Raw genomic sequence first — 26,960 nt, forward strand, 5'->3', positions numbered from 1 at the left:
ATACCGATCTCGTTAAAGGTGACTTTCCTGAGAATGATCCTCAAAACGATTAAATAAACACTACCTAACAGAAAACCGAGTAGCGCGCATAAAAAAGCCGCCCTGCAAAACAAAGCGGCCAGGTACCCCGTAGGATACTACTTGCAAATGTTTCTTCTTATTACGGAAAGAGTTTCACAAGTATGGATCGAATACACTAAACCACACTGGTCTTCCATCAGATGAGGTGGCACTAGTGCTGAATTTTCATGTGCGTCGTCTCAGTTACATCGGGTAGAATCTCTGCTCGTGGGTTGATAACACTGATGTTTTTGTCAACTTTTTTTACCACGAAAATCACGAAAGACACGAAACGTTCGGTCCGAATTTTATTTGGGCTTATCCGCTGTTGTTGGATGTCTGATCGGGGGTTGATCGTTTTTACTCTGGCGGGCGGACACTTGGGTCCGCGCCCTGCCTCATACTTGGGTCTGCGATCTAATTTATACATGGGTCCGCGCTCTACTTAACATATGGGTCAGCGCCCTGCTTTGCAGATGGGATTGAGTTTTATGATTTTGTTGCTCTGGTTTTTTGTTGGTTTCCTGCCAACGGCGGCTAGTGCCGTGGCGCTCACATATTTATTTCTGGTGGTTGGTGTTGTGTTGCGCATCTATTTTCTAACGGTGTCTATCGCCGTGCTGCTCAAGTTTTGGTTGACTACCACTGTTTCTCATTTTGTTGAACGGCGTGGGGGAGTCAAGTTTATTTTGTTGCGAGTTGAGTGGTTAATCGCTGCCAAACGGTGGTTAAAACGTGTCAATATGTGGTTAATATGCGACCGAAGGCGGTCGATAAGCGGTGATCATTGGGAACAAGTGCAAGCGATGTTGACGTCCACTTTTCTGAAACGGGGGACTTTTATAGTGTTGAATTTGAATGACTGTGGTTTTTCTCAGTGGATGTATTTCTCACTCGCGCGCGACGCCTGCAACGCATAATCGCGAAAGACAAGTGGCTGTCAAGGCCTGTTTTTTTAGTGTTTTATCGAGTGTTCACATGGTAAGAGGAAACAACGAAATCCCGCCGATAGACATCAGCATTCGTAATGTATTTGCTCCATAATCGTCATCAAATTCTCACTACTGCTCACCGTGCATATAGTGCACTGAAACGAATTTCGGTTTTCTGTTTTCCTTCGAAAGTCACTTTCAGGCGGATGCGTTCTGGCAGGTCTTTGATGTCGGTTTTGCCGTTCCATTTGATGGGGGTTTGAAAACCGCTCGCGTTGATAATGGCGGCGTGCTTACCTGAGTAAGCGGGTAGAGGGATTGCGTTATCGCTCAGTAGTTCGATTTTGAGGTTGGCGTTTTCACCCAAGCCGTCGGCGTTCACAAAAAAACGATGCGATTTCTTCCCGTTCAGGTTGATGGCTTTGGTGAGGAATTCACTTTTGATCTTGGGTAGCTGGTAGTTGCCTTTGCCCTTTGTCGTTTCGTCGACTCTTAATGTGGCGAATCGATCGCGGGGCAGTGTTACAATGCCGACGCCTCCACGCGGCGGTGAACCTTGCCAGTTGCGGGGATCCCAAGTGCCATAATAAATGTAAGTCTGATCGCCAATGTTTTCGAATCCCTGTCCCTGCAATAGACCGCCTTGATCCCAGTCACCGTCTTTGCCTCGTTTGAGGAACACCCATTCGTGGGCCGGCTCACGAAACTGAACGCCATCATTGCTGACGACAAAACCAAGGTCGACGGTTACATCCTTCCATTCTTTTGCGCCGTGCCAGATTCCTGAAATACCCACTAGCACATTTCCGCGATTCCATACGCTCACGCCTTCATGGTTCTGTTCCCCTTCACGGCTGCGTCCTGGTCCGAGTAGTTTGTGCTGAATGTCGCGCACAAAACCTATCGTGCTGGCATGTGACCAGTTTACGAAGTCGGGTGAGATAAACTGCCGCACCACGCGCCCATGATAGGGACGCGAAGCCACGATCGCGTTCTGACCATTCAGATAATACAGGCCATCCCACTTGTAGAGTCCGCCGACCGGCTCGAAATGCAACGCCGGTAAAACCATGTCTTTTTGTGGCAACTCTGCATCCACGGGTTTTGAATTGATCAACAGCTTCCAGGTCAAACCATCGGCACTTCCATAAGGGGCGAATGTTCCCAGCCGCACGTCATTCTTGGGAAACCAGACATGCGCCCCCATTTTATACCTTCGATTCGGGTCGGGATCATCTGGATCATACAATACCTTAACGTTAACGGTTCCGAGTCGAGGTTCCATCAGCACTAGATTGTTATTTCGATTCCCGTTGTATTCAGCCAGACTCAGCTTTGGCTTGGTCCACTTTACACCATCTTTGCTTTCAGCATAAGCCACGCGCCAGGGTGACGATCGCGGCACAGTTTTATCGAGCCGATCATTGCCCGCCGCCACGTACCACATGCGATACGTATCGCCGACACGAATGACCGAGCCGTAAAATTGCACTGCCCAGGAATCGGGAGTCCCTGCTTTACCGCGGCGCACTACCGGATTTGCAGGATGCCTTTTCGGCGATCGCATTTCCCGCTTGAGATTCTGGGTAAACGGGATCGAGACATTATCGAAGGCAAACAGCGTGATTGCTTTGGTTTCATCAAAATAGCCAGCATCTTCCGCCGCCGATTTCTCAACCAGACAACAGAGCAAAACTACAAAACAGAAAAACCGAATCAAGCACAGCATTAACGAGCCCCCCATGAATCCAAGGTTGAGAAAGACTCATTCAGTGTAGAGAATTGTAGATGGGAATCAATGATAGAGCGAATTAATGAATGGTGCAATTAACCGATACGCGTAATCACGATGCAACAAGCGACATCTTATTCCGCAAGCTTGCCTCCATCGGCCTTGAAAACTTTGAGCACGATTTTCATCCCTTCCTTCTGTTCGGGAGTTACTTCGAATGTCTTGTCTGGAACCGTTTCATAATGTACCGTTACTTTGTTGGATGAGATGATATCTTCAATCATTTTCAATTGCGATTTTTTTAAAGAACGATCGTATAATTTCCAACCTTGAAGTATTCTTGCCATGTCGATAAATTGTCTACCCAGCCCTCTGTCCTCTAAAGTCAAAAGATCACTCTCTGGAATATCCGCACCCGTTTCTAGTTTTTTAACGAGATTGTTCAGCATATCCTTAATAATTTTTGGTTGACTGTCATAGGCGATATTAAATCGTTTCCGGCTTTCCTCATCGGACTGTTCTTTCTGCTTAAGTGTAAACTTTAGAAATTCTGTTTGAGCTGTTTGAATCTCCTGATACTGCTCCCTGGCCAAAGCAAGCTCCTTAAGCAGTTTCGTGACTTCCTCTTTCGCTTTATTTTTACTGTCAGCTTCATCAACTTTGGTTTGTGTTGCCTGAATCAGCTTCTTGGCCTCAGCCAGTCTTTTTTTAAACGCTCTTTTTTTTACATCAATCTCGCTGATATCGACTATTCTGTATTTGGTAGTATCTGTTTTGATAATAAAACCATACATCATCGAGGTATCCCCATAAGAAGACTTTTCTGGTAAGAATAGGGATAACTGCAAATAAATTGTAATGGGCTGGCCTGAGTTGGTTGATGTATAATTGAGCTGAAAATTCTTATTTTCGAATTTTGAAATCGAATTTGCTGGATGCCTCACAAATTTTCTATATGAATAGTCATAATCAATTTGTCGATATCGAAGCAAATTAGAACGAAGATAGTCCAGTTCAGAAATGGGCTCCATTGTTACTTCAATCCGCTTCCACTTATTTTCTACAAGACGGATTACTCCCAGTTTCAGTTCATCCTTGTAGGTAATTTTTTGGAGGATATTGTCTGCGTCTGCAGGAGTTCTGAGTAATTTGCCATTGACAATTCGAATCAGATCATGAAATTCCAGATCTGCTGTATGAGCGCGCGAAAATTTTTTCACCGATTGCACAATCAGAGCATTCCCCGTGCGGGGAGGAAATTTGGGAATGTCCTCACCCGCTTTTTTGAGTGACTGTTTATATTCGAAAACAGTCATTGTTTCGAAACCCATCTCATAAGATTTCACAGGATTTTCAGCATGAGTTGTAGCCGCAGACATAAACGAAATCGCGATGAAAGTTACGAATTTATTCATGATTGAATCTCCCGATAAATCTCGATGGTGCAATTCGGTTACTACCAAACCATAATGCTACTTTTGTCCATTATGTGTACACGAAATCCTAATCTCAAGTGATACTACAAAAAAAGTGCCCTTGAAGTCTGATTGTGGTTAGTTTTTATAGAATATCAAATAACACAATTCCAATGTCAAAGTTTGACATAAAAAGAAACTCTCCTATACTAACGGGTAGTACCAGTTAAATGGGAGAAAACATAATGAGTACCAACATATCTTTGACTCCGGAGATTGAAGCATACGCACAAAGTATGGTAGCCAGCGGATATTATAAATCCGTCAGTGAATTTGTCAGGGAAGCAATCAGGCTTCATCGAAAGCATGAACAACTCTACTTGCGGGAATTACACAAAGAGTTGAGTTTGGCGTCCGATCAAATAGATCATGGCCAGACTGAGCCGCACAATATGCAGGCAATCATTGACGAAGTTCATGCAGAGCGCCAAGCACGGAAAAAATGACCACTCTCCTGAAAATCAGTCATACATTGATCGCACGTGCCAAATTAAAAGAAATCTATGCTTATTCCTGTGATCACTGGGGAGAAAAGGTCGCCCAGAAATATATGGATGACCTGGAGGCTGCGATCCAGCAGGCGGCGCGCGAACAGGGCGGAACAAAAAGTAATCCTGACTTTAGCACACGCTTTACTTACTCTCCAGCGCGGAAGCATTATCTCTTTTTTGAAATCCGGGACGATACACTGTTTCTCGCTACCATTTTTCATGCGGTGATGAATATCAAAGAACGTCTGGCTGAAGAAATGGACGAGATTAAACGCGAACTTGAAGAGACGACTGATGAATAATCAATCTTCAATCGTATCCTTCCACACGCTACCTGCCAGACTATGAAAGCGTCCAACCATCCGGCAGGACGGTGCCTTTGGGCACAACGATAATACCGTCGCGGATCAAAACGTCTGTATGGTCGAAGTCCTGATCGGTGTGGCCTTTGAGTTCGACGCGGGCATTTTTTCCGATGCGACAGTTTTTATCCACGATCGCCCCATCGATGTAAGCGCCTTCAGCGATGCCGATGGGGGGCAGATTGTCGGGGTTGGCTTTGGAATCGTCCTGATAGAAGTCGGCTCCCATCAGTACGGAATTACGAATCGTTACGTTTTTGCCAATCCGACAACGCAGGCCGATCACGCTGTTTTCAATGACAGTTCCTTCATCGATTTCACATCCGTCGGCGATCAGGCTGCGATTAATCGTCACACCTTCACAACGAGTGGGCGGCAGAAATCGGGGACGGGAATAGATGGGGGCCTTCTCAACCACAAAATCGAAGGGTGGGTTGGGATGGGCCAGCGCCAGGTTGGCTTCGTAAAATGAGCGGATCGTACCGATGTCTTCCCAGTAGCCATCGAATAGATGCGCGTGTACCTGATGCGTGCGAATGGACATCGGAAATATTTCTTTTCCGAAGTCTTCATATTCCGTTTTCTTTAACAGATCGACCAGCAAATCGCGGTTGAACAGATAAATGCCCATGCTGGCCAGACAGTCGCGTCCATTACTTTCAATGCCCTGCTGATCAATCCATTCGGGGGATGTGCGGACCATCGCAAGATCTTCTTCAGTCTGTGGCTTTTCCAGAAAGCCTTCCACGCGTCCTTCATCGTTCACTCGCATAATGCCAAACGCTGATGCCTGCTCGCTGGAGAGCGGCACCGTGGCAATAGTGACATCCGCATTCGACTCGATATGCGTCTGCAGCATTTTCTGATAGTCCATGCGATACAATTGGTCGCCAGAAAGAATCAGGACATATTCGATGCCCGATTGTTCGATGACGCGGATATTTTTACGAACGGCATCAGCAGTGCCCTGATACCAGTCGGTCCCTTCCATCGTCTGTTGCGCCGCCAGAATTTCCACGAACCCGCCACCAAACGAATCGAACTTATACGTCTGTCGAATGTGACGATGCAGACTGACCGAATTGAATTGTGTGATCAGATAGATGCGGCTCAAATCGCTATTAATGCAGTTCGAAATCGGTATATCAATCAGGCGATATTTTCCTGCCAACGGAACTGCTGGTTTCGAGCGAAGTTGTGTGAGTGGAAACAGACGTGTGCCTTTACCTCCGCCGAGAATAAGACTGACTACATTTTTCATGGACTGACCTGGTTTCTAGTGTTCTATGCACCCGATATCTTGAATTCGTACACTTATATATGCAAATCTGAATTACAGTTTGCCTGTTTTTGTTCTTTGATTCTTTTTTACTTCTCTCTTTCATGGTACTCAGAATTCCGCCTGCAAACCAGTTTATAAAGACCTGTACTCTGATTGCTATGCAAAGTTTTTTCCAGCAAGAATCAAATCTGTATTGATCAGGCAAATTGGGAGAATCACAGGCTGTAAACTGGTTAACCAGAGCGTTAAGATAAGGTGAAATCTTCATCTGCCACCTGATTATTGCCTCATATTCTCGTCGAGGAGTGTCACTGTGTTTCCTGTCCACTGTCTGAAAATGTTGTCTTTCCATCAACGGGTACTGCATACCGTCTGCCTCTTTTTACTGACGTTGATCGCCCCTCAAACCGGTTTTTCCGAAACTCCTTACACACCTGCCATCGCCGAGGCCTCAAAAGAAGGCGTACAGGCGATTCAGGGTTTCCGCGTTCCCAAAGGAATGCAGGTCAGCCTGTTCGCTGCTGAGCCACTTCTGGCTAACCCGGTGGCATTTTGCATTGATGAGCAGGGACGCTTTTTTGTGGCGGAAACATTTCGTCAGGGAAAAGGAGTGGAAGACAATCGTGGCCACATGAACTGGCTTCACGATGATCTGGCTCTGGAATCGGTCGAAGAGCGACTGGAAATGTTCAAGAAACATCTCAAAGATGAAATCAAACAATACGGACTCGAGCATGACCGCATCCGCCTGGTGGAAGATCGAGACCATGACGGAACAGCAGACCATGCCAGCGTATTCGCGGACGGTTTCAATGGCATTCTGGATGGCACAGGCGCCGGTGTGCTTGCGCGTGGAGGCAATGTGTATTACACCTGTATCCCACATCTCTGGAAACTGAGTGACACGGCCAACGAAGGCAAAGCGACACTACGTGAAAAATTGAGCAGCGGCTACGGTGTGCGGGTTGCCTTTCGCGGACATGATTCGCATGGTTTGAAAATGGGCCCCGATGGTCGGCTCTATTTCAGCATCGGCGACCGAGGATACAACATAAAGACCAAAGAAGGCAATCATCTGTTTCGGCCCGGTACGGGAGCCGTCTTCCGTTGCAATCTGGATGGCAGCGAACTGGAAGAATTCGCTTATGGATTACGAAATCCGCAGGAACTGGCATTTGACGATTACGGAAATCTTTTCACCGGCGATAACAATTCCGACAGTGGAGATAAAGCACGCTGGGTGTATGTTGTTGAAGGAGGCGATACCGGGTGGCGTATGTATTATCAATACCTCACGGATCGCGGACCATTCAACCGGGAAAAGATCTGGCATCCCGCGCATGCAGGACAGCCCGCATACATGGTGCCACCTATTATCAATCTGGCAGATGGCCCTTCGGGCCTGGTACATTATCCGGGCGTTGGTCTTTCCGATCGCTACAAAGGACACTTCTTTCTTGCCGACTTCCGAGGAACGCCGGCAATGAGCGGCATTCGCTCATTCGCTGTCAAACCCAAAGGGGCCTCATTTGAATTGACCGACTCGCATGAGTTTATCTGGTCGATCCTCGCCACTGATATCGATTTCGGATATGAGGGTAGCTTGTATATCAGCGACTGGGTTAACGGATGGAATGGATTGGGTAAAGGTCGTATCTATCGCTTTACAGATACGAAACATGCTGAAGCAGCCACGCAGGCACATTCGGCAGAGATCATGAGAGCCGGTTTTGCAGAACGCTCTATTGAAGAACTCGTCCGTTTACTGGAACATCCTGATCAGCGAATCCGCACAGAGGCACAATTTTCTCTCGTTGATCGAAATGCCCTTGATACTTTACAAAATGTCGCGTTGAATTCGAATCAGCAACTCTCCCGCCTGCATGCGATTTGGGGTATCGGCCAACTGGGACGCAAAACTGGCTCTGCCGTATCGGGCATTCAAGGTCTGTTCAACGATTCCGATAGCGAAGTCCGCAGCCAAACCGCGAAAATCACAGGAGAAGCGGACTGGAAAGTTGCGACACCCGCCCTCATCTCGCTGTTATCAGATGCGAATGCCCGCGTGCAATACTTTGCCGCTTTGGCACTTGGAAAACTTCAAGCCTCGGACGCGATTCCCGCTCTGTTTGAATTGCTCAAGAGAAATAATAACGCCGATGCCATGCTGAGGCACGCGGCGATATTGGCTCTGGCCCGCATTGGTGAAGCCGCCCCATTGATTGCCGCTGCGAAAAACGAATCAGCGGCAGTACGTCTGGCTGCGGTCGTAGCACTCAGAAGGCTGCAGCGAAAAGAGGTTGGTCTCTTTTTACAGGACGCTGATCCATTGGTGGTTCTCGAAGCGGCTCGCGCGATCAACGATGAACCAATCACCGCCGCCCTGCCCGATCTGGCAGCAGTTTCGGTTCGGCCTGATTTATCTGACGCACTCGTACGACGCGTGATGAATGCCAATTTCCGTCTGGGAGCCACTCATAACGCAATAACAATCGCAAAAATTGCCACAGAACACAAATTTCCCGAAGCATTGCGACTGGAAGCGATTGAAGAACTGAATCAATGGAACGAACCTTCGCCTCTCGACCGGGTTCTGGGTCGCTGGCAACCGTTCAAAAAACGCGAAGCCATCGAACTGGCCGGCATTGCAGGACCTATTGTGACAGATCTATTTCAAAGTTCGGATAAAATCAAAGAAGCGGGTACAGTCCTGGCAGCTAGATACGGCATTCAAGAAGCTGCACCGCAGTTGGCGAAAATGGTTGTCGATACGAACGGTCCGGTAGATGTGCGCGTCGCATCTTTAAAAGCCTTAGACAAACTCTCCTACCCGAAAATTACCGATGTCGCACAAACGGCGATCAAAGACAATAAATCTGCGTTGCGGGTGACCGGCAGAAATATTCTGGCCAAACATCAACCTAACGAAGCCATTCCATTTCTGGAACAAGCCATCGAAACAGGCCTTACCATGGAAAAGCAGGGAGCCATCCAGACCCTGGCTGGCATGCAGACGCCTGCAGCAACGGAGATCTTAGTTCGCTGGATGAAACGATTGAACAAACAGAATGTCCCCGCAGCAATACAATTAGATTTATTAAATGCAGCCAGGCAGAAGCAGACATCCGAGTTGGATCGTCTGCGAGAAGAATTCGAACAGAGCCGCCCCAAAGATGATGTAATCTCAAACTATATTGAAACGCTGGCTGGCGGCAACGCAACTCGTGGACGCGATATCTTTTATGGTCGCAGTGATACTTCATGCCGCCGTTGTCATAAAATAAATAACAACGGAGGCGAAGTCGGTCCCGATTTATCTTCGATCGGCATTGACAAGGATCGACGTTATTTACTGGAGGCAATGGTGGCTCCGAACAAAGCGATTGCGAAAGGATTTGAGACGGCAGTGCTGGCATTGGACGACGGTAAAGTCATCGTTGGCATTGTACGAAAGGAAACAGACAAAGAAATCATTTTAATGGATTCCAAAGGTACGATCAGTCGTATCGCGAAAGAAGAGATTGATGACAGGGCTTCGGGGAAATCAGCGATGCCGGAAGAAATTGTCAAACAGCTCAGTAAAGATGATTTGCGGGATCTGGTTGAGTATCTGGTACAGCGAAAACAAAAAAAGAAAGCAACCGCTACAGGACACGAAAAATAAAATCTGTCGTGAGTATTGAAAATTAAATATCGAATCAACTCCTTGTTTTGCGTATTGCGACTTAGTAAAATAAAGAGATAACAGATTAGAGGAATATGCCTCTGTCATGTTGATTCAAAATCGTGAGTTGACCCTACAAATACTAAACTGGGGACCCCCGAAATTCGGCCGCGTGTAAATCCGGTATATCCGGCTCACACAACCCGGGTTATCAGGTTCCCACTTTGCAATCACGGGTTCTAATACACCCGCGTCTGAATCACGTGGCGGAGGTTTTTTTATGGGCTTGTTTGACGAGCAGGAATCCAGGAATCTGGAAAAGGCCCGGCCTTTGGCGGCGCGGATGCGTCCTCTGTCACTGGAAGAGTTCTCTGGTCAGCAGCATTTTTTAGGCGAGGGCAAGTTACTTCGTCGGATACTGGCTGCAGACCGCATCGGATCGCTGATTTTCTATGGGTCTCCGGGAACCGGAAAAACGTCCCTCGCGGAACTCATCGCTCTCCAATCGGATCGACGTTTTGAATCACTCAATGCCGCATCAGCCGGTATCAAAGAAGTCCGTGCAGCGTTAGATCGAGCACGTGACGAACTGGCAACGGGTGGAAAACAGACGATTCTGTTTATCGATGAATTACATCATTTCAGCAAAGTCCAGCAGGATGTTCTCCTTCCCGATGTAGAATCGGGTGTGGTCGCATTGATTGGCGCGACGACATCCAATCCTTTTTTCTCTCTCGTTTCCGCATTAATCAGCCGCAGCCAGATCTTTGAATTTCAACCATTAACGCCCGATGACATTCGCAATTTAATGGAAAGGGCGCTGAACGACGAAAAACGGGGGCTGGCGCGCTACAACGTATCCGTTGAGCCGGAGGCAATGGATTTTCTGATTGAAGTCTGCGATGGTGATGCCCGGCGCTCTCTGAATGCGTTGGAAATCGGCGTATTATCTCTCTATGGTACGGAAAGAAAATTCGATCTGGAGGTGGCTCAGGAATCGATTCAGAAAAAGGCAATCCAGTACGATCAGGATGGCGACAATCATTATGATTCAGCGAGTGCCTTGATCAAAAGTATGCGAGGCAGTGACCCTGACGCCGCCTTATATTGGTTAGCACGTATGATTGAAGCCGGCGAAGACCCCAGATTCCTGGCACGTCGAATCGTGATTGCCGCTGCCGAAGATGTAGGAAACGCAGACCCGACCGCCTTGATTCTGGCAACCTCAACTTTTGACGCGATTGAAAAAATTGGCATGCCGGAAGGCCGGATTCTACTTGCTCAGGCCGTTACTTATATTGCAACCGCTCCAAAATCGAATGCCTCATATACCGCCATTGATGAGGCCCTGAATGATGTCAGGAATAAAACACTACTCCCGGTACCAATTCATTTAAAGGACAGTCATTATTCTGGTGCCGGTCAATTGGGGCACGGCGAAGGATACCAATATGCACATGCATCTGAAGAGGGCTGGGTCGATCAGGAATATCTCGGTGTCGAGAAAGAATACTATCATCCCGTAGATCGGGGTTTTGAAGCCACCATTCGCAAACGGCTCGACGTCTTTAAGCAAAGACGAAAAAAAACAGGAACGGATGATAACAACCATTCCTGATCTCCCCCTCTGAAGCAGCACTTCAATTGCTCTCGCCTGTATCCAGGTTTATTCCAGCGTCTCCAAAGCCATTTGGATCAAGTAAATGAGTATCGAAACGGCAATGATGAAAATGGACGCGTTCTAGCAAAGCGGCTGCTGTTTCAAACCGACGATCGTGATCGCCTTGGCAACTTCCCGTTCCTGCAATAACCCTTCCAGGTTCGGCATAAAATCTACCGACATATACCATTGCATCAACACATCAAACATCGGTTCAATTTCTTCTTCATGAATCCCAAACTCTTCCTTCATGGGCAATGCTTCTTCTGGTGACATATCCTGAAATTGGCTAATCAGTAAAAAGTCACCTTCATTTGAAAGATTCAAATGAAGATTGCGAACTTCCGAGGAAAGAAAATGATCAATGGCGATGTGGACGTCTAAAGGGCCTCCTTGCAGGTAACGTCGAGCTTCCTCTGGCTGTTCATCAATAATGCGGGCAGCCGTTTCGCAGACAGAGTAAACCACGCTCTCATCAACCAGATCCCCCTGGACCTGCTCGCTGGCCAGATGCTTGGCCCAGGTTACCGATAAGAGATCCAATTGCACATGCGGTGGCACACTTCGCAGGAAAGGAACTTCGGTCAGATATCCAAAAGATTCAAACGGATCATCACCAACCTGCTTAGCCAGAGCGATTCTTTCCAGAGTATCCATGAATGCAATCCGGAATGCGATGTAGCTGAGAAATGTTTGTGGCAGAACGTCTTTTGATATTGTGAGCATATTTTTTATCGCTTGGCAAAAGTGGTAAATCTCAAATACTTCATGCAGTGACTAAACTGAAATCATTTGGCACTGTCACGAACTCAAATTCATTTGTTTGTGAGCAGCTATTACTTTGCCAGAGAGGTATCCCAAACACAATAAAAATGTTTTGAAAAATCTCCGAAATTCGAGGGATCGATTAAAGTGCATGACTCTCTGTCAACACTGTAAAACAGGGCCTAAATTACTCATCGAAACATAGTTCGCGTAAATCACGTAATCGTTAGTCTGACGCTGATTGCTATAACCGTTACATCTCATTACGAAAGGCACCTGTTATAATACTTGGCGCAATTTTGAATTCATCACAGCGCCATAATGAGGGAATATTTGCTCACCAGACTGATCCATCAACGCCCACAGAGCATCATGGTCTGTACTGTGATTAGCATCCTCTACTCCCGTCTCCAGCTTCATAGCTGTCCGTGGCCAATCGGATAAAACTGGGATTCGCTTTCACTATTTGCGTAGGCTCTGGTCGAGTGAGTCGGTTTGTATCAATTGTGAATACGGGAACATTTTTGGCACCAGTGATTCAGTCGTATTTTCGTAGGAAAATTCAGGGTCTTCTGAAGAAATTTCCAAATACGTGAGACGATTGGGAAGCAGGGGAATGCAGCCTTTGACACGGTAGCGTGCTGCATTCCCGAATTCCAATATCGCGATGGCAGTGAAAGCATCGTTAATGCGTGACGACGATGTGAAATCCATTGCATTCAGAATTCACGATAATTTCCTCTATGATACAAATTAAACCTGACTCAATTTTTCATCATCAACTTTCAGATTGTCTGATGATTCCTGTTCCAGCTGCTGGATTCTGAAGATCGCATCATTGAATGTTTTCAGACAATTTCCATCAGCCATTTTCTCGAAAATTCGCAAGCGGTCCAAAGTACGTTCGACGTTTGGCTTTAATCCGGTAAAGAATACGATTGCCCCCTGTCGATGTGCTTTTTCAACAATATCATCGAGCAAATAGGCACCTGACATATCTACCATCGGCACCCGCGCCATACGAATAATCAGATATTTGTAATCGACCAGAGCAGAAGAAGCCCGATAAACAGTATCTGAGACACCAAAGAACAGAGGTCCTTCCAGCCGTAATTTGAGAACTTTTTCCTTGAGTTCTTCCGGCATGGTAACATCTGCGGGTAAGGCACGATCGATTTGATTCAAACTGACCACTTCCTGCTCGTATGCCTGCCCCAGTTCCTGCACGATGCGAACAAAGGCAATCGTGATTCCAACACCCATCGCCACTAGTAAATCGACAGAAATAGTCAGAATTAAGACCGTCCAGAAACAGACCGAATCGGTTAAAGGCATGCGGTGCAAAACAGGCAATACGCGATAATCGATAATGTCGATGCCCACTTTAAGCAGAATGCCCGCCAGACATGCCATGGGGATATAACTGGCATAGGGTGCCAGGCCCAGCATCAGCGCCAATAGCACCAAGCCATGAACGATTGATGCGAGACCGGTTTTACCGCCACACTTGACATTAGCAACGGTCCGCATGGTGGCAGTCGCCGTCGTCACGCCGCCGACAACGCCACAGGCCAGATTGGCAATTCCCTGCCCGAATATTTCACGATCACTGTTATGTCGCTCACCGGTCATGTTGTCGCCAACCAGACAGGTCAGCAATGAATCAAAAATACAAAGCCCCGCTAATGCAAAGGCCCCACCTATCATTTCACCGAACCGAGTAAAATCGGGAATATATAAATGTGGCATGCCGACTGGCATCTGGGCGATATATTCGATGTCATTAAAATGAAATATGTGTGCAATACTGGTTCCGACAATTAAACCCAGCAGCGGTGCCGGCAACCATTGTTTCTTCGTAATGCGCGGCCATACCAAAATTGTAATGAATGTTGTCAGAGAAATAATCAGCGCATGCGGTTTTTCATGCATGACATCATAGGGAATTTGTTTGATGGCATCGATGACGGAATTCGGTGTCGCAAAACCCAGCATAGGTGGAAGTTCGAGCAGGATAATAATCACACCGATCCCACACATAAACCCGGACACCACCGAATACGGTGTGTAGTAGATGAAACGTCCAATTTTCAATAACGCCAGCGCGATACAGACAAGGCCGCTTAAAAACACCATCGACATGGCGAATACGATATCGGGCTCGCCGGTTGCCAGTTTGGTTGCTGCGATAATCGCTGCTAACTGAACTACTTTGGGTCCGGTCGGGCCACTGACACCCGTATTGGAGCCTCCAAACAGGCCGACTAGAATTCCACCACAAATGGCGGCCCACATTCCAGCTTCTGCACCCAGGCCGGAAGCGACTCCAAAGGCCAGCGCCAGAGGCATCGCGATCACAGCAACCGTAATTCCGGCCAGGATATCATTGGGAATATTCGTGTGCATAATTTTGATGTTATGCCAGGGATTAAAATCGTTCAGATAGGTCTTTAGATTAAATTTGGATTGATCGGGATCAATTTGCGACATGAAAGTGGTCCATTATAAAGATTGTGCCTGTGAATAGATCTCAGGTAGGATGAAAATAAATACCGCTTACTCGAGGCAGGTAATCAGTGGTATTGATCCATGCCAAAAACACATCGATCAAAAATGAGATTAACGAGCGCAGTAAAAAGAAATTTCAGTGAATTCTGAAAACGTGAAGTTGCTGGTTGAAAACCGAGCATGCTTCAGCAGGCGACAGGCGGGCCGCGAGAGTCGTGTCTTTCATAACGGTCCCATTCTTGTGCAATGATCACAGAGTGATGCACCCGGGAACTCGTTAATGAAATCTCAATTGAGAATTCTGCATCCTGGATCAAAGTATCTTCTTCACCGACTTCTTCACTTTCTTCCATCTCAAACTCAGAATAGAACCAGTCTGTGTTTGAAACAGGGAAATCAGTGAAGGCCGGACCGCCAAATAGAAAAGCCATGTCCAGTAAAAACACTGTACACATAGCAGTTAACAGAGATTGGCGGGAGAATTGGACCATTGTTGGATGATATTTTATACTTATTGCTTTGTCAATGCTCGGTTTATGACCTAACTTATTACAGGTGCGTCTGTCATGTTCGCTTGGAGGTGAGAACTCCTAAGTTCTTTCCAAGTCACCATTATATCGTATTTTCGATGCTGATCAGCATTCACAATAGTTGTTTGTCTTGTGAGAATATAAGCAACATCGACAAAGTGTGTCATATATTGAAGTATGGTCTGATAGGAAGAGAATACCAATTATGCAGTCTGAGTTTTGAAACCAGTCTGCCTGCCAAACCATCTCATTAATTTCCCAAATTGAATATCAAACAGAGCATTTTGCTCTGAATCCCGAAAGCTTGAGGGGCTGATGAATATTTTAAATCGTCGTAATCTGATGCGTTGTTCTTTGATCGCCATCGTTTTGGTGGTCAGCGGCTTAAGCTTGAGCAACCAAAATGCTTCAGCACAATCCATGAAAGAAGAGTTATGTGATTGCTCACCAGAATTAACGGTCTTATTACGGGTGAATGATGTACGACGGACTGCCGATCTGGTGAAGAAATCAGGGGGGAAAGTCCTCTATGACCCCAACCTGGGAATTGGGAATGACATTCCGTTTCTTGTAGTGAATCTCCCCCCCACCAAACTGAACGATAAAAAATTCATCGAGTCTTTAAAACTTCCTTCCGGAGTGATGGAAGAATTACTACCACAAAAAATTGTTCCCCAGGCAGAACCAACAGTAACAACGGCAGCAGAGGGAACCAAAACGCCAGAATTACAAGCAGCGCCGGAACCGGATTTTGATTCGCTGTATGTTCCTCTGGAAGACATCAAGATACCCACACTGCGAAAAAGAGTTGCCGGCAAAGGTCTTGGCGAAGGCACAATTGTCGCGATTATCGATACAGGCATTGATACCAGCCATCCTGTATTTCAAGATCGCGTGATTTACTGGAATGATGCAACACGCGAAGGCCGGATGAAACTGACGCGCATGCGGCAACTCGATGGCAAAATCGAAATTGAACCGCGCAAGTTCATCGCCCTTCCTGAAACAATCAAAGACCTTGACTATGTTTTCTTTGGTTACATTGATGAGAAAAAACTTGGATTTCAACAGGGAGATATCTGGACCACTCTGGGAAAAGAAGGCGTTGACATAAATCGCAATGGAACCAAAGACGACAAACTTATGGTTGTGGTCGCTTCCATCCCCAATCCGATACTGAAAAAAGAAGCTGAGAAGAAGGAAGCAGAGAAAAAAGAGGCAGAAAAAAAAGCAGCAGAGCAGAAAAAAACGGAAACGGATAAAGAGAAAAAAGAGCCCGAACCCGCCAAACCAATCGTCGCAAAAAAGCCGGATCTGGAAAAGCGGGATCTGCCCAAAGAATACACACTGGCATTTGTTGACGTGGATATGGATGGCAAGTTCAGTAAAGAGGAAGCCAAGACCCCCACCATCGACTTCAATACCGCACGAAAAATGCAAAAAGAAGGCATTAAAGTTCCCTATCAGAATATGTTGGAATTTCCATCAAGAACAAAACGCATTGCCTATCCGCTGTTGTTCCGTCCTGACGCCAAAAAACAAGTTACAGAAATTACAATCGCCTTCGATCAACAGTCTCATGGAACACACGTAGCCGGGATCGTGGCTGGAAGTGGGCTACAAATTGAAGGCGCTGCCCCGAAAGCCGAACTGATGGCCATTAAAGTTTGTTCGGGTCGTAGTTGTACCGATCAAGCCATCATCCGAGGACTGATTGCAGCCTTTTTTAATCCAGAAGGTTATGTTCCCGACGTTGTGAATATTTCGCTGGGCAGCCATGAAGGTTATGTCAAACGTCCGCTGAGTATTCTGATTCAGGATTTATCAGCTAAGTTCGGCACCACGTTTTTCATATCGGCTTCAAATGATGGCCCCGGCTATCGCTCGATTAACGGGCTGGGAGGTTCGAGTCCTGCCGTCTTCGTCGGCGCTCATGTTTCCTCCAATACCTTGAGAGAACATTATCGTCTGGCGAACGGAGTGAATGCTCCCGAACATGGATTACTATTCTTTTCCTCACTAGGGCCTTCCTATACGGGAGAAATGCGGCCTAATATTGTTGCCCCTGGTTCTGCGCTGTCATCGACTCCTTTAAACTCCGATGGATCGAGCATGTTTAACGGAACGAGTATGTCGTCTCCTATCGCAGCCGGCGCTGCAGCCGCCATGTTGTCACTGATTAAAGCTGACAAAGAATATGAAAAAGTACTGGAACGACAGAAAAAGAAAATTGAGGCTATTCGAAAAAAGTCGTCAGACAGTCGATATTCGCTCACTTCACTGGCATTAAGTATGAGGTTGGCACTCGAAAATTCGGCTACACGGATGACAGGATTTACTTATGCCCAGCAGGGAGCCGGGTTGATCAATATCGATAAAGCCTATTCAGAATTCCTCAGGCTGGCAAAGCTAACCGTCGATTCCAAAAAACAGACGGCTGAGTTCAGTATTAATAGGTATTCCAAATTTAACCGACTCTACGACCGATCCAATGATATTGCAGCTCACAAAAAAGTAGACCTCAGCCTGAATATCGATGGCGAGGTTTCTGATCGAGAGAGTCTGTTATTGAAAAACACACCCGCGATTGTAAAACTCGAAAAAGTCGAAGTCCAGGACACCGATGGCACTGTGACCATTCTGGATGTGAACGGCAACAAGGAAAAAATTCCATTTTCCATTGCTTTACCCGGTAAAGAAGAAGCGCAGGGCAATGAAATTTCTCTCGTACTCTCGAACAATGTGAAATCGTTCTTTTACAGCACACGCAAACGAGAGTTGATGGAAACCGGAAAAACATATCTGGCTTATTACACTGTGACACAACATGGCGAACGTGAATTCAGCTTCCTGGACGTCGTTCATAAGCCCATTGAGTTATCTGATCTTAAAACGGAAGTCAGTCTCCCGGGACTCGCATTACAGGACTCTGATCGTATTGCCGCGTTTGTGGTTCCACAAAAAACGATTTCAGCCGGTGCCTACCACCGTTACCCGATTGCCGTCACGCGACGTGATAGCAGCTTGACGGTCATGCTCGGTTTTGATGCTAAAAGCTCAGGACGTCTGCTGGTTAGCGTATTTGATCCTGATGGTGACGAAATCGGCTATCGCGTTATTCAACAGACATCTCAGTTAGGAGGCGACCGATCCAATGCGACTCTGACTGTAGCCACGAAGGAAGAAGGCATCCATGAAGTTGTCGTAAGTACCTATAGCGGGAACTGGTTGAATGAGTCTAAATATGACATGCTGATTGAAGCACAGCGTTTCCGTGCTTCGAATGATAAGCTGAGTTTCTCCACTGTGGATTCCGGAAAAGAATCCGAAAAACTAATGACATTTTCTAACTCTTCAGGGCAAGTCAGAAGTATGAGTGCCAGTCTGGGAAGCCTCACTCGCATCGTACCACAGGATAAGTTTCCAATTCTGGCTAACTATCGCACATTCCGAAAACTGGATATTCCAGAGTGGAGACCGGAAAGTGGTGAAAGCAGAACAACCAGCGTTCGACTGAATTTTCCACCCGATGATAAAAAATATAAAGGCTTCAGCGGGCGTATCGATCACCGTCTGTATAAAAAAGGACCAGACGGTAAGATGGTCGTTGCCTATAAAGGATCGTTCTACGGTAGAGGAAAATCATTTAGCAGTGTTCCTCGACCAGAGCCAGGCAAATCAAACGAAACTCTGTATGCTGCCATCGACACCTTCTTTACGATTCCCTCAGATGAAGGATTAAAACAGAGTGCGGGCACCGTAACATTAGACGCCTCATTCCCTGGAATCCCTGTAAAAATGGATGGTTCCTTCGGACTCAGTATTCTGACTGTCGGCAGACCGGACGTTTATATCCTAAAAATCAAAGCACCACAAAAGTTGATTGATGCCTCTGCTGCAAAAACCAATCATACCACCTCATCACAGGCAACCTTGGAAATCCCCACAAAAATCGGGGGCGTTTCAAAAATCAAGATCACCTTACCGGTTACTGTGACACCAGACATTAAATCAACACTCGCGAAGCAACTCATTCGATCTACAATCAGTATTTCGACGAGTGACTCCCGAATTTCTAAATCCATCCCAATTGAAATATCACAATAGATTATCCATCAGAATTGAGACCCTCTATTATGGCTCTGGCTCCCAGAACGGGCTCGTTTAAAACCATTTCATTCGAAGTTCTTGAAAGCCATTTAATTACTTTCACATACGAAGCAGAGATTTCTGTCTTATCGACCCCTTCTCTGATTTGGTTTCTGGAACAGGCTGCGTTACAATTTCTGGAACCGTGGCTTGATGACAAGTCTCTGAGCGTCGGCACCCATGTGGAAGTGGAACATTTGGCACCCACTCCCCTCGGAGCCAGCGTGAATTGCACGGCGAAACTCATCTATCAGGATGGTCCCGTATATCGATTTAGCATCGAAGCATATGCAGGGCAGGATAAAATTGCAAAAGGTATTCACTCCCGCCGCATCATTCAAGCCAGTCAATTAATCAAACGTTTACAGGCCAGATAGACCGCCCGCAGAAAGGGAAGACATGATTTTTGTCATCGCAGATATAGAACTAGCAGAAGGAAAACAGGCCGCCTTTCTGGAAGCCTTTCATCAGCTTGTACCACAGGTTTTGGCGGAAGAGGGTTGCATCGAATATGGGCCTGCCGTCGATGAAGAAACAGACATTCCCGTACAGATCATGAATGGCAACCAGATCGTAACAGTCATGGAAAAGTGGGCCAGCGTGGATGCGCTCAAAGCACATCTCACTGCACCACACATGATGGTTTATCGGGAACAGGTCGCTGAACTAGTAAAAGGCACCAAGCTCAAAATTTTGAAACCCGCCTGAAGTCAGTTTAAGGTTTGGGAGCAACCAGAGGCTGCAGGTTTTGTTCGGGCTCAGACTGTCCCGCGGGTGCTTCCGCCTGTTCGGGTATCAATTCGCCCGTCAGCTGATAGAGATAAAATCGGATCATCGGTCGATACGGCGTATCCGGCTCTTCTTCGATGATTTCACGAAAAAGCAAGGTGGCCTGTTCAGGTTGGCCGACTTCAATTTCACAGCGCGCCAGATTCATTTTCAGAGGCGTTTGTTGTTGCGAGAGTGCATAGAGATAATTAATCACCGAAACCGTGTGCTGTGTGGGCCAGAAACTGGATTCAGGGGGTTGAATGAAAGGTAGCGTCTGCAACACTCCTGCGATACGAGCCTCTTCTTGTGATCTAATCTCATCTTTCCATAAGTCAAAGCTACCCCGGTAATTTCCATTTCCCAGATTAGTAAATGCCGCCTGCGCCCGCCAGGGAATCCGCGGATCATTCTGGGCAAGAGTCTCGAGCTGCAACATCTTGGTACTGGCTTCTTCTGAAAATCCGACTTCCATAAAAATGGATGCCTGTAGATTTTGCGCCAATGGATTTTTCGCGACGTAAACCGGATCGTCCAGAAAATCACGAGCCAGTAAAACCAGCCCCTTCTGATAGGCTAGTCCTGCTAATTGCAGAAGCTCTATACCTGACTTCTTTTGCTGATCCAGATCCTGTGTCATCTGGTCTATCTGCGTTCTGAGTTTTTCAAGATGATCCGTGTAAGCCCGCAACCGCGCAAAGGCATCATCTGACAATTCTGTTTTACCTTCGATCATTTCCAGATAGGTCTTCAATTCATTATGGGCGAGATCAATCTTTCCCATGTTTGTATAAAGATCAAACAGAAACAGATGGGTCGGTGCATAATCCGGATCGATAATGATTGATTGATGATACGCATGCAAAATCTGGAAGTAACGCATCCGGTCAATTCGTACGGGTCGTCTCTGTTGATTTCGGGCCGCCTGTGGTGTCATTAACTGTGCTTCAAGATTTGCCAGATATCCATAAGCGCTGCCCAGAATCCGATAGGCTTCTGCACTATTCGAATTATTAATTAACCCACGATTTGCCAGTTGAATCGCCAGCACCGCAAAACTGGACGCCAATTCATGATTCACTCCAGACTGAGACATCAGTCCCAGGTAATGGCGGGCGGTTTGAACATCGTTCCCAAGATAATCTGTTTGTGGCAGCAAATAACGACTATAGAATGTTTTGGGCCTTGCCCAGTCTGTTCGCAATTCCGGAAACTCTTTTTGTTCCCGAAATGCACGTTTTTTGAAATCAAGCTCGTGCACTGCTAAAAATGCCTTCTGCTTTTCTTCAGTCGAATTGGTTCTATAAAAGACGGCTGTCACACCATTCAATTCCGTCAGTTGCCAGTCTCTTCGAGAATTGAGCAAATCAAAAAATGTGCGGTAATCCGGATTATTTCCTGACAGTCGAGGTATCACATGGGTTATCTGAAACTGGTTGAACGTCGCTTTCCACACATCTGGAATGCCACTTCCCTGCTGGTCTTCGCGCCGGTTTCGTAAGGCACGTCGTGTTTTATCATGCAACTGAAACAAGTCGCTTTCCCCTGTCCCGGCAAAGAGCGAAACACGACTGTCAATAAATGACTTCTGATCCAACCAGATCAAAAGATCTCCCTGTTCCAGTACAAAATGAAAGGGGCGATCATCCAGAGAATCGGCAAGCACACTCTGGTACCCTTCAATCGATCGAGTGAGTGAGGGGCTGAACCCCATGCCTATGGCATGCCTCGACGAACCCGGCCCCTGAAAACGACCGCATACAATGAGATATGCCAACAAAAAAAATGTCAACACCGTCACTGCGCGCCCGCCTCGCGAAAACAGCAACTCGGAAGTTTCCACACTATAAGTTTGTCGAAAATTATCACGATACCACTGTTGAAAATTGATGTTCGCAAACACAGCACAGAGGATACTCGTGACAACCAGTTCATGGCTGGCCAGAATTGATAGACCACTAAATCCGACAAACACAAACAACTGCCCAAAACTCATCTTCGCCTGATTTAGAACAAAGCTGACAAATGTCAGTAAAATCAATATGAAGGCGGCAACCGTATAATGATTGAGAGAACTCCAGAACGAAGGTGAGGTCATTGAGAAGTACCCCAGTTCTTCAGGTCGTAGATTTCCCAAAAACATCGAGGTGATGATGGGATACTCAACTGTATAATAACTGAGCCCCGCAGTCAGTGAATGCCAGCCCACAGGATTCAGTAATGTAGCAACCAGGCTCCCTCCCAGGACCATCCACAGGGTTTGGTAATCGGTGTCATCATTTAAATTAGACCGATTCATCAAAGCAGCAACCGTCTCACCCAGGGCATAAAGCAAAAGTAATATCATGCCCAGGAAGACACGCGAATCCAAATTTGCCCACACTAAAAATAGAGGTACTAACGCCCATAATGCACGCAGTGAATCACGTTCCTGCCAGGAACGCAGACAACGCAAAGTGAGAACCACTCCCAGAATGGTGATCAGTTCTGGAGTAACCGTAATTTGAGGAAAACAGGCAATCAATGCGAGCACAGCAAGAATCGAACCCCACCAGGTTGAAATCTCCCGCTGACACAGGTGGACGATTACATAAAAAGTTATGCCTAGTAAAAGCATCTTAAATAAGGTCAGCCCATTATCGCCGAACACACCGTAGACACCAGAAAGCGTTAAATCGAACAGCCAGGAATTATTATACCAGGGTCGATCTGCAGCGGTGTAAGAGAACACATCGGTAGAGGGAGGCCAGAAACCGTGACTTGCCAGATATTGTCCCGTTTTGACATGCACCAGGGTTTTCGTCTCCGAGATGAAAGTCGCAGCAAACAGACAAGCCAGGAGAACCGCCGCCCAGCGCAACATGAAGTCCCCTCGGATCGCTTCGTCTTCCACCAGCTCGGGCGTTAACGGTTCCCACTCGGGGAGACCTTCCTCTGAATCTTGTGCGACGGTCTGCCCAGGCATATTCTCCAGAATCGCTTCAGACTTATCAGGAATTTGATTTTGATCGGAACCGGGCTCAATGTGGTCCGCAGAGCTGTCGTCAGGCAAATCTTTGTCTGGATGATCGTTCACGTATATTCTCGAGATCTGAAATGAGGACGGAAACTGAAAAGAGAATAGCATGTCTGAGCCAATTCTGGCTGGTTTACATATAGATTGTCCAGCCAAAATCAGTAATAACCAAGATCTACATCAGATCTATCTACTCGGAGAGAGGAATTGTTGGACTTTTGATAACAACCCCGACTCTTTTACGAGTTTCACAGAGACTCCGTTTGTTCCAAATCGGAAAAATCAGCCAATCTTTTCTTTTCCCACCCAGGGTCTGAGGACTTCGGGAATCAGAATCGTTCCATCAGCCTGCTGGTTATTCTCCAGGACCGCAATAATCGCCCGGGCAATGGAAACGGCTGTTCCATTCAATGTATGCACAAATTCTGTGCCCTTTTTCCCACTCGATTTACAACGGGTGCCCAATCTCCGCGACTGGTAATCCGTGCAGTTCGAGGCAGAGGTGACCTCACCATAGTCTCCCCCCTCACCCCGACCGGGCATCCAGGCTTCCAGATCATATTTACGGTAAGCCGGTGCGCCGAGATCACCGGTGCAGGTATCGACGACTCGATAATGCAGGCCCAGGCCCTGAAAGATCTCTTCTTCGATGCGAACGATTTCTTCATGCATTTCATCTGAAGCAGCATTGGTCGGCTCAGTGAAGGCAAACATTTCGACTTTGGTAAACTGGTGAACCCGATAAATTCCACGCGTTGCCTTGCCATGCGCGCCGGCTTCGGTGCGGAAGCAGTGAGAGAGCCCCGCAATTTTGTATGGCAGACTTTCGCGTTCCATGATCTGATCTTTCATGGATCCCCCCAAAGTGATCTCTGCCGTCGCCACTAAACTAAGATCGGTATTCTCTACAGAATAAATCTGTGTCTCATCTCCACGCGGGTTAAAGCCAATGCCTTCCAGAATCTCTTTGCGCGCCAGATCGGGAGTACTGTGTAAAATAAATCCTTCCTGCACCAGCTTTTGCATCGCATACTGACAAAGGGCCATCTCCAGTAAAACAGCCTCGTTCTTCAGATAATAAAAGCCATGGCCGGCAACCCGTGTTCCCGCTTCGAAATCGATCAGGTCATGTTTTTCAGCCAGTTCCACATGATTTAATGGTGCAAAGTCAAACACAGGTTTTTCGCCCGACAAGCGAACCATCGTGTTCGCTTTATCCTCTTTCCCGATGGGGACATCCGGATGTGCCAGATTCGGCACGCGTGCCTGCTCGATCTTCAACTCTGATTCTACTTCACGAAGTTCGTTATCAATGGCCGAAACCTGCTCGCGTAATTCCTTGCCTTGTGCGATGAATGCCTGCCTGGCATCGCTGTCCGCAGCTTTGGGAATTTGAGCGGAAACAGACTTCTGCTCCTGACGAACCTGATCTCCTTGAACAATGAGTTCACGCCGCCTCTGATCCAGTTTTGAAAGTTGTTCCAGATCGACTTCTATTCCACGATTGCGACAATTTTCAAGAATGGCTTCCTGATTCTCGCAGATAAACTGCAAATCCAACATAAGTAATCAAATGCTCCGTGAAGAGTTCGAAAATAGTAATAAAACCCTCATAACTCTTAAATTTGAGAGATGCGAGCACGCATCATATCTAATGACAATTTTAATGTCCAAGGGTAACGCATTTTCGGTTCAAAAAAGGAAGTTTCTAATAACGTTTCACAAAACCGAAAAACCCCTGCTGATAGAACCCGGTTCAAACAGAACTGCTGAGACTGAAAATGTGGCCAGACAGGGGCAGCCTGGAGCTGATATTACTTGTCACTTGACTTCGCTGCCTCAAAGACGACTTGTCCATCGACCACCGTTAGAAGAGGCCTGATTTTTCGAATCTCGTTTTCAGGGCACGTCAGATAGTCACGGTCGAGCACAACCAGATCTGCCAGTTTTCCAGGTTCCAGAGTTCCTTTCACCTTTTCTTCAAAGCTGATATAGGCGGCGTCAATCGTCATGCAACGCAGAGCCTGTTCACGGCTCAATTTCTGATGTGCGCCGAAAACATTCCCCTCGATATCTCTGCGGCTCACTGCAATATACAGCGCCAGAAACGGATTAAAAGCATTCATAGAGCGATTGGGGTCAAACCCGTTCATATGGTCGCTGTTGATAGCAACGGGAACTCCCCCGTCAACAAATGTCTTGAGCCCCATAAACCGGTCAACCCAGTTTACGCCATATACCTGATTGATGGCTTCTGCATCGCGATAGAAAAGAAAGGTCTGCGTATCATAACAGACACCGAGCGCCTTCGACCGCTTGACAGATTCCTGACTGGGGAAATAGGCATGTGTGATACAAAACCGCCGACCCTTGATCGGTAATCGTTGATTCACATTTTCGAGCGCAGTCAGAATTTCATTGACGCTGCCATCCCCGGTCGCATGACAACACATCTGCCATCCCAGTTTCTGCCCGGCTTCAAAAACGGTTTCCATCAACTCACGCGAATAGAACAGATCTCCCTGATAGTTGGCGTCTTCGAGCACATAAAACTGGCGACGTTTTTCGCCGTAAGGCTCCGAAAGCCGTGTGTTACCCCAATGAATGCCGCCATCAACACTGATTTTTAATGGACCAACACGTACCCAGTCATCTCCATCGCCAGTTACCAGACCCAGTTTTTCAGTAAACTCTTCCACGGCTTTCGCGCTACGAACCTGCTGACGAATGGTCATTGTCATCCGCACCGTCAGCTCTTTATTTTCTTTAAGCAATTCGTATTCACGATACTCGGACACTCCCGAACCCCGCTCCAGAATGCTGGTAATCCCCACAGAATTATATATTCCATGCAGTTTTTTTAGTGCGGCACGAGTCGCTTCCGGTGAAACTGATCGCCGTGGGATCAGTTTTCGAATCGCTCCCCCACCTCCGGCCATCATTAAAGGTTTCCCCTTTGCATCAAAGATGATCCGCGCCCCTGCCAGCTTGTCTTTTTCGTTCCTGATCCCCAACAGTTCAAAGCCCATTGTATTTAATACATCTTTACGGGCTGCATTCAGATGCACGGGATGTGTTGTGCAGGCCGCATCCAGTTCGGCGGGTGTCGGGTGTCGGCGTTCTTTCAAACGTGTGATATCGGTGCGCGGAACTGAGATCCAGCGCCCTTTGGGAATCTCTTTGACTTTCGCTCGAATCCAGTCCTGAACTTCTCCAACTGAATTCAATTCCTGATGTGGCTGCATCAATTCGCCGCGAGCCGCACGTAAGGCATGCACATGAGATTCAATCAATCCTGGTATCACGGTTTTACCATTCAGAGAAACCACTTTTGTCAGATCCCCCTTAAATTGCATTACTTCAGAATTGGTCCCGACAGCCAGAATTTTTCCGCCTCGCATGGCAATCGCCTCCACAATCCGCGATTGACTATCAAGGGTAATCACTTTCCCATTCTTAAAAATCGTAGTCGCAGTTTCAGCAGCAGGCACGCTTACCTGTAAAGAAAGAATGATAACAAAACAAGACGGGCATAAGAAATTTTTGAATTGTGAAAACATACTGGC

Annotated in this window: 18 protein-coding genes; 8 read left to right on the plus strand and 10 right to left on the minus strand. The window is 46.9% G+C overall.

Going from position 1 to position 26,960, the window contains the following annotated elements; translation table 11 throughout:
* The first annotated feature begins 551 nt into the window (after window positions 1–551).
* On the plus strand, window positions 552–980 hold the full coding sequence (locus Q0668_RS21390) for a hypothetical protein (protein ID WP_298868380.1): 429 nt from the start codon (window positions 552–554) through the stop codon (window positions 978–980).
* 148 nt (window positions 981–1,128) lie between these two features.
* Here the strand turns inward: Q0668_RS21390 and Q0668_RS21395 are convergent, their stop codons facing one another.
* Both Q0668_RS21395 and Q0668_RS21400 read right to left on the minus strand, forming a co-directional pair.
* Window positions 1,129–2,721 (minus strand): hypothetical protein, encoded by a 1,593-nt coding sequence (locus Q0668_RS21395; RefSeq protein ID WP_298868382.1) that lies wholly within the window; start codon window positions 2,719–2,721, stop codon window positions 1,129–1,131.
* A 137-nt stretch (window positions 2,722–2,858) separates the two neighbouring features.
* Window positions 2,859–3,944 (minus strand): hypothetical protein, encoded by a 1,086-nt coding sequence (locus tag Q0668_RS21400; RefSeq protein ID WP_298868384.1) that lies wholly within the window; start codon window positions 3,942–3,944, stop codon window positions 2,859–2,861.
* A gap of 440 nt (window positions 3,945–4,384) precedes the next feature.
* Here Q0668_RS21400 and Q0668_RS21405 point away from each other — a divergent pair, with 440 nt between their 5' ends.
* A complete protein-coding gene (locus tag Q0668_RS21405; RefSeq protein WP_298868386.1) occupies window positions 4,385–4,645 on the plus strand; it encodes a type II toxin-antitoxin system ParD family antitoxin in 261 nt (86 codons plus the stop codon).
* Window positions 4,642–4,992, plus strand: coding sequence for a type II toxin-antitoxin system RelE/ParE family toxin (locus Q0668_RS21410; protein WP_298868388.1), 351 nt, complete (start codon window positions 4,642–4,644; stop codon window positions 4,990–4,992). Before Q0668_RS21405 ends, Q0668_RS21410 begins: the two co-directional genes overlap by 4 nt.
* Window positions 4,993–5,032: 40 nt before the next feature.
* On the opposite strand, the gene Q0668_RS21415 is transcribed toward Q0668_RS21410, so the two are convergent.
* Window positions 5,033–6,313 carry a glucose-1-phosphate adenylyltransferase gene (locus tag Q0668_RS21415; protein WP_298868390.1) on the minus strand — a complete coding sequence of 427 codons (1,281 nt, stop codon included), beginning with the start codon at window positions 6,311–6,313 and terminating at the stop codon, window positions 5,033–5,035.
* A 334-nt stretch (window positions 6,314–6,647) separates the two neighbouring features.
* Here Q0668_RS21415 and Q0668_RS21420 point away from each other — a divergent pair, with 334 nt between their 5' ends.
* Both Q0668_RS21420 and Q0668_RS21425 read left to right on the plus strand, forming a co-directional pair.
* Window positions 6,648–9,998: a PVC-type heme-binding CxxCH protein gene (locus tag Q0668_RS21420; protein WP_298868392.1), complete on the plus strand. Its 3,351-nt coding sequence runs from the start codon at window positions 6,648–6,650 to the stop codon at window positions 9,996–9,998.
* Window positions 9,999–10,278: 280 nt separating this feature from the next.
* Window positions 10,279–11,616, plus strand: coding sequence for a replication-associated recombination protein A (locus Q0668_RS21425; protein ID WP_298868395.1), 1,338 nt, complete (start codon window positions 10,279–10,281; stop codon window positions 11,614–11,616).
* Between the two features lie 123 nt (window positions 11,617–11,739).
* On the opposite strand, the gene Q0668_RS21430 is transcribed toward Q0668_RS21425, so the two are convergent.
* The 4 genes from Q0668_RS21430 to Q0668_RS21445 all read right to left on the minus strand — a co-directional run bounded on the left by Q0668_RS21430 (window position 11,740) and on the right by Q0668_RS21445 (window position 15,362).
* Entirely contained in the window at window positions 11,740–12,384 is a 645-nt protein-coding gene (locus tag Q0668_RS21430; RefSeq protein WP_298868397.1) for a hypothetical protein, read from the minus strand.
* 501 nt (window positions 12,385–12,885) lie between these two features.
* Complete coding sequence (locus Q0668_RS21435; RefSeq protein ID WP_298868399.1) at window positions 12,886–13,137, minus strand: hypothetical protein; 252 nt, start codon at window positions 13,135–13,137, stop codon at window positions 12,886–12,888.
* 39 nt (window positions 13,138–13,176) lie between these two features.
* Entirely contained in the window at window positions 13,177–14,913 is a 1,737-nt protein-coding gene (locus Q0668_RS21440) for a SulP family inorganic anion transporter (protein WP_298868401.1), read from the minus strand.
* A 203-nt stretch (window positions 14,914–15,116) separates the two neighbouring features.
* Window positions 15,117–15,362: a hypothetical protein gene (locus tag Q0668_RS21445; protein WP_298868403.1), complete on the minus strand. Its 246-nt coding sequence runs from the start codon at window positions 15,360–15,362 to the stop codon at window positions 15,117–15,119.
* Window positions 15,363–15,776: 414 nt separating this feature from the next.
* Here Q0668_RS21445 and Q0668_RS21450 point away from each other — a divergent pair, with 414 nt between their 5' ends.
* From Q0668_RS21450 to Q0668_RS21460, 3 genes are read left to right on the plus strand one after another with little or no spacing between them, the layout of a single operon-like run.
* Window positions 15,777–19,568 carry a S8 family serine peptidase gene (locus Q0668_RS21450; protein WP_298868405.1) on the plus strand — a complete coding sequence of 1,264 codons (3,792 nt, stop codon included), beginning with the start codon at window positions 15,777–15,779 and terminating at the stop codon, window positions 19,566–19,568.
* A gap of 29 nt (window positions 19,569–19,597) precedes the next feature.
* Complete coding sequence (locus tag Q0668_RS21455; protein WP_298868406.1) at window positions 19,598–19,987, plus strand: hypothetical protein; 390 nt, start codon at window positions 19,598–19,600, stop codon at window positions 19,985–19,987.
* A gap of 22 nt (window positions 19,988–20,009) precedes the next feature.
* The gene (locus Q0668_RS21460) at window positions 20,010–20,318 is read left to right on the plus strand and encodes a putative quinol monooxygenase (protein ID WP_298868408.1); all 309 of its coding nucleotides are present in this window, start codon (window positions 20,010–20,012) and stop codon (window positions 20,316–20,318) included.
* A 7-nt stretch (window positions 20,319–20,325) separates the two neighbouring features.
* On the opposite strand, the gene Q0668_RS21465 is transcribed toward Q0668_RS21460, so the two are convergent.
* From Q0668_RS21465 to Q0668_RS21475, 3 genes are all read right to left on the minus strand, one after another.
* Window positions 20,326–23,454 carry a hypothetical protein gene (locus Q0668_RS21465; RefSeq protein ID WP_298868410.1) on the minus strand — a complete coding sequence of 1,043 codons (3,129 nt, stop codon included), beginning with the start codon at window positions 23,452–23,454 and terminating at the stop codon, window positions 20,326–20,328.
* 222 nt (window positions 23,455–23,676) lie between these two features.
* Complete coding sequence (serS, locus tag Q0668_RS21470) at window positions 23,677–24,957, minus strand: serine--tRNA ligase (RefSeq protein ID WP_298868412.1); 1,281 nt, start codon at window positions 24,955–24,957, stop codon at window positions 23,677–23,679.
* 251 nt (window positions 24,958–25,208) lie between these two features.
* Window positions 25,209–26,960, minus strand: a 1,752-nt coding sequence (locus Q0668_RS21475) for an amidohydrolase (protein ID WP_298868414.1), incomplete at its 5' end; no start/stop codon positions are given.

The sequence above is a fragment of the uncultured Gimesia sp. genome (genome assembly GCF_937910335.1).
GTDB lineage: Bacteria > Planctomycetota > Planctomycetia > Planctomycetales > Planctomycetaceae > Gimesia.

Excerpts from the sequence above, each read along its gene's own strand:
- Q0668_RS21415 (WP_298868390.1), bottom strand. The coding sequence starts at position 6,313 with ATGAAAAATGTAGTCAGTCTTATTCTCGGCGGAGGTAAAGGCACACGT.
- Q0668_RS21450 (WP_298868405.1), top strand. The coding sequence starts at position 15,777 with ATGAATATTTTAAATCGTCGTAATCTGATGCGTTGTTCTTTGATCGCC.
- Q0668_RS21405 (WP_298868386.1), top strand. The coding sequence starts at position 4,385 with ATGAGTACCAACATATCTTTGACTCCGGAGATTGAAGCATACGCACAA.
- Q0668_RS21410 (WP_298868388.1), top strand. The coding sequence starts at position 4,642 with ATGACCACTCTCCTGAAAATCAGTCATACATTGATCGCACGTGCCAAA.
- Q0668_RS21445 (WP_298868403.1), bottom strand. The coding sequence starts at position 15,362 with ATGGCTTTTCTATTTGGCGGTCCGGCCTTCACTGATTTCCCTGTTTCA.
- Q0668_RS21430 (WP_298868397.1), bottom strand. The coding sequence starts at position 12,384 with ATGCTCACAATATCAAAAGACGTTCTGCCACAAACATTTCTCAGCTAC.
- Q0668_RS21425 (WP_298868395.1), top strand. The coding sequence starts at position 10,279 with ATGGGCTTGTTTGACGAGCAGGAATCCAGGAATCTGGAAAAGGCCCGG.
- Q0668_RS21460 (WP_298868408.1), top strand. The coding sequence starts at position 20,010 with ATGATTTTTGTCATCGCAGATATAGAACTAGCAGAAGGAAAACAGGCC.
- Q0668_RS21440 (WP_298868401.1), bottom strand. The coding sequence starts at position 14,913 with ATGTCGCAAATTGATCCCGATCAATCCAAATTTAATCTAAAGACCTAT.
- Q0668_RS21455 (WP_298868406.1), top strand. The coding sequence starts at position 19,598 with ATGGCTCTGGCTCCCAGAACGGGCTCGTTTAAAACCATTTCATTCGAA.
- Q0668_RS21390 (WP_298868380.1), top strand. The coding sequence starts at position 552 with ATGATTTTGTTGCTCTGGTTTTTTGTTGGTTTCCTGCCAACGGCGGCT.
- Q0668_RS21395 (WP_298868382.1), bottom strand. The coding sequence starts at position 2,721 with ATGCTGTGCTTGATTCGGTTTTTCTGTTTTGTAGTTTTGCTCTGTTGT.
- serS (WP_298868412.1), bottom strand. The coding sequence starts at position 24,957 with ATGTTGGATTTGCAGTTTATCTGCGAGAATCAGGAAGCCATTCTTGAA.
- Q0668_RS21435 (WP_298868399.1), bottom strand. The coding sequence starts at position 13,137 with ATGGATTTCACATCGTCGTCACGCATTAACGATGCTTTCACTGCCATC.